At 67.9% G+C, this 3,207-nt stretch carries 4 protein-coding genes; all 4 read right to left on the bottom strand.

Annotation, left to right across the window (positions count from 1 at the left end; translation table 11 throughout):
* Positions 1-419: glycine zipper domain-containing protein (locus tag V7702_RS12475; RefSeq protein WP_335650431.1), on the bottom strand; the 419-nt coding region annotated here is incomplete at its 3' end.
* A 254-nt stretch (positions 420-673) separates the two neighbouring features.
* Positions 674-1,297: a CDP-diacylglycerol--glycerol-3-phosphate 3-phosphatidyltransferase gene (pgsA, locus tag V7702_RS12470; RefSeq protein ID WP_335650430.1), complete on the bottom strand. Its 624-nt coding sequence runs from the start codon at positions 1,295-1,297 to the stop codon at positions 674-676.
* Positions 1,298-1,317: 20 nt separating this feature from the next.
* Positions 1,318-1,581 (bottom strand): hypothetical protein, encoded by a 264-nt coding sequence (locus V7702_RS12465; RefSeq protein WP_335650429.1) that lies wholly within the window; start codon positions 1,579-1,581, stop codon positions 1,318-1,320.
* A 53-nt stretch (positions 1,582-1,634) separates the two neighbouring features.
* The coding region (gene uvrC, locus V7702_RS12460) for an excinuclease ABC subunit UvrC (RefSeq protein WP_335650428.1) at positions 1,635-3,207 on the bottom strand (1,573 nt) is incomplete at its 5' end.

The following is a 3,207-nucleotide window of genomic DNA, read 5'->3' as shown; positions in this document are numbered from 1 at the left end:
GACACGCCCCCGCCCCCGCCGCCGCCGACATTGGCGTTGATGATATCCACCCGGCCGGTGGTTCCGGTGGTGGGATCGTTCCAGGTCTGGCTGCGGCCGGTGTTCAGAGCCGTTTCGACGGCGTTGACGACGCGCTGTTGCTCGCTGACCTGCATACGGCAGCCGACCCAGGAGCCGGCCGCGGCGCCGAGGCCGGCGCCAAGCACAGCGCCCAAGGCGCGCTCGTTCTTGCTGACCTGGCTGCCCAGCAGGGCGCCGGCCACGCCGCCGAGCAGAGCGCCGGTTTCCTGACGCTGGCCGCTGGCCTCACAGGCGAAGAAGTTGCCGAGCGGCGTGCCCGAGGCGGTCTGGGCCGCGGCCAGGGACGGCGCGCCGGTTAGGGCCACCACGGCGGCCATGGAAAGAAGGATAGGGCGCATGAGAATCTCCTCAGCTGTTCGAAGGTGTCCTAACGCGCCACGGTGACGTTTGCTCCCGATATCGTCCCGTTCTTGACCAGGTGTGAGATTCATTCTCATTATCGACTTCCCCTGCGAGACGACTCGCATAGAGAGAGGGAGAGGCTCGATGATGCTGCGCATGGCTGGCGAAGCGATGCTGGTTCGCATGATGCAACTGGACAGAACGGGCGCGGGACGCTCCGCACCCCAGAGGGCGCCGCGGACGCCGGGGCCTAGCCGACCGCCAAGGCCTTGCGGGTCTGCTCCCAGTACTGAGCCCCGGTGATCAGGGTCACCACGGCGGCCAGCCAGAAGAGCGCATGGGCGGTCACGGTGACTGGCCCCAAAAGCCCAGGCGTCTGAGACAGGCCGAACGCCCCCCAGGAGGCGACGAACAGCTCGGCCCCCAGCGCCGTGAGCTGCAGGGCTGTCTTCCACTTGGCCAACAGCGTGACGGGCAGCTTAACCCCCTTGCCGGCACCTACCTCGCGCAGGGCGCTGACCGTGAATTCACGGAACAGGATCAGGCCGGCCGGCAGCAGCACCAGCGGCTGCGGTCCCAGAGCCATCAAGCCGAGCACCGCCCCGCAGACCAGCACCTTGTCGCCGATCGGATCGAGGATCGCCCCCCAGACGCTGACCGCGTCCATCTTGCGCGCCAGCCAGCCGTCGAACCAGTCGGTGGTGGCGGCGATGACGAAGGCGATAAAGGCCCAGCGCTGCAGGGAGAACTGCTGCTCCATGGTCAGCCGTTCGCTGAGCCATGGCGTACCGCCCGCCGCCGTGGCCAGGGCCACGAACATGAACAGGGCCAGGACCAGCCGCAGGGAGGTCAGGATATTGGGCAGGGCTTTCATCGGGACCTTCGAGCTTGCGATCAGGTGAGTTCGACGGCCTTGGTGCGCTTGTCGAAGATGCAGATGCGCTTGTCGTCGCCTTCGCGCAGCACAGCGATTCCGTAGGACTCCGACCCGAAGGGATGGACGACCACCTCGGGATCGCCCATGCCCTGGGCCTGCCCCTGAGCCAGACATTTGGCGCGGACCTCGGCCCGGAATTCAGCCCAGGCGTCGGGGGAGCTCGCGCCCGCCGCAACCGGGGCGGCGAGCATGGCGGTGGCGAGGATCAGGCGAAGCAGCATGCGACATCTCCATATTGCTGCCGACCATAACGCACGGATCGGATTTTCGGGGCCTATTTGCGGAACCGGTCGTGGATCCGCTGCGCCAGGGCCAGGCTGACCCCGTCCACCTTGGCCAGGTCGTCCACCGAGGCCCGAGAGACACCCTTGGCCGAGCCGAAGGCGTGCAGCAGGGCGCGCTTGCGCCCCGGACCGACGCCGTCGATCTCGTCCAGCGGGTTCTTCTTCATGTCGATGGCCCGGCGGACCCGATGGCTGCCGATGGCGAAGCGGTGAGCCTCGTCCCGTAGACGCTGCAGGTAGTAGAGCACCGGCGACTTGGGCTCGAGCATGAAGGGGGTTCGCCCGGCCATGAAGAACCGCTCCAGGCCTGCGTCCCGGTCGGGCCCCTTGGCCACGCCCACCACGGCGATATCGTCCACCCCGAGGTCGGCCATGATCTCCTGGGCCGCCGCCAGTTGCCCTGCGCCGCCGTCGATCAGCACCAGGTCCGGGCGCGGCGCGGCCTCGCCGGCCTCCTCGTCCTTGACCATCCGGGCGAAGCGTCGGCGCAGCACCTCGCGCATCATGCCGTAGTCGTCGCCGGGCGTGAGGTCGGTCCCCTTGATGTTGAACTTGCGATACTGGTTCTTGAGGAAGCCCTCGGGCCCGGCCACGACCATGCCGCCGACGGCGTTGGTCCCCATGATGTGGCTGTTGTCATAGACCTCGATCCGCTCAGGCGGCGCCTCCAGGCCGAAGGCTTCGCATACCCCGATCAGCAGCTTGGACTGGGCCGAGCTTTCGGCCATCCGCCGCCCCAGGGCCTCGCGGGCGTTGGTCAGGGCGTGCTCGACCAGCTGGCGCTTTTCCCCGCGCAGGGGTTTGAGGATCTCCACCTTGCGGCCGGCCTTCAGGGCGAAGGCCTCGCAGAGCAGGTCCCGGTCGGCGGGCTCCACATTGGTGAGGATCAGCTTGGGAATCGGCTTGTCCTCATAGAACTGGCCGAGGAAGGCGGCCATGACGTCGGCCGCCTCGTCGCTCTTGTCGACCCGCGGGAAGTAGGCCCGGTTGCCCCAGTTCTGACCGCCGCGGAAGAAGAAGACCTGCACGCAGGCCTGGCCGCCCTCACCGTGCAGGGCGATGATGTCGCCCTCCTCCAGGCTTTCGGGATTAATCTGCTGTTCCTGGGCGACGGAGGCCAGGGCCCGGATTCGGTCGCGCAGGCGCGCGGCGCGCTCGAACTCCATCTCGTCGGAGGCGGCCTGCATCTCGCCCGACAGCTTGGCCATCACCGCCCGGCTCTTGCCCCTCAGGAAGGCCTCGGCCTCGTTCACCAGGGCGCCATAGTCCTCCAGGGAGACCAGGCCCGTGCAGGGCGCGGCGCAGCGCTTGATCTGGTGCAGCATGCAGGGCCGGGTGCGACTGTCATAGACGCTGTCGGAACAGGAGCGGAGCAGGAAGGCCTTCTGCAGGGTGTTGAGCGTCCGGTTCACCGCCCAGGCGCTGGCGAACGGGCCGAAATAGTCCCCCTGGATGGTGTGAGCGCCGCGATGCTTGCGCAGCTGCGGGGCGTCATGGTCGCGGCGGATGACGATTTCGGGAAAGCTCTTGTCGTCCCGCAGCAGGACGTTGAACCGGGGCTTC

The sequence above is a fragment of the Phenylobacterium sp. genome, from assembly GCF_036963605.1.
Classification (GTDB): Bacteria; Pseudomonadota; Alphaproteobacteria; order Caulobacterales; family Caulobacteraceae; genus Phenylobacterium.
This window is presented reverse-complemented; position numbering and strand designations above follow the sequence as displayed.

Coding starts and splice junctions, on each gene's coding strand:
- pgsA (WP_335650430.1), bottom strand. CDS start 1,297: ATGAAAGCCCTGCCCAATATCCTGACCTCCCTGCGGCTGGTCCTGGCC.
- V7702_RS12465 (WP_335650429.1), bottom strand. CDS start 1,581: ATGCTGCTTCGCCTGATCCTCGCCACCGCCATGCTCGCCGCCCCGGTT.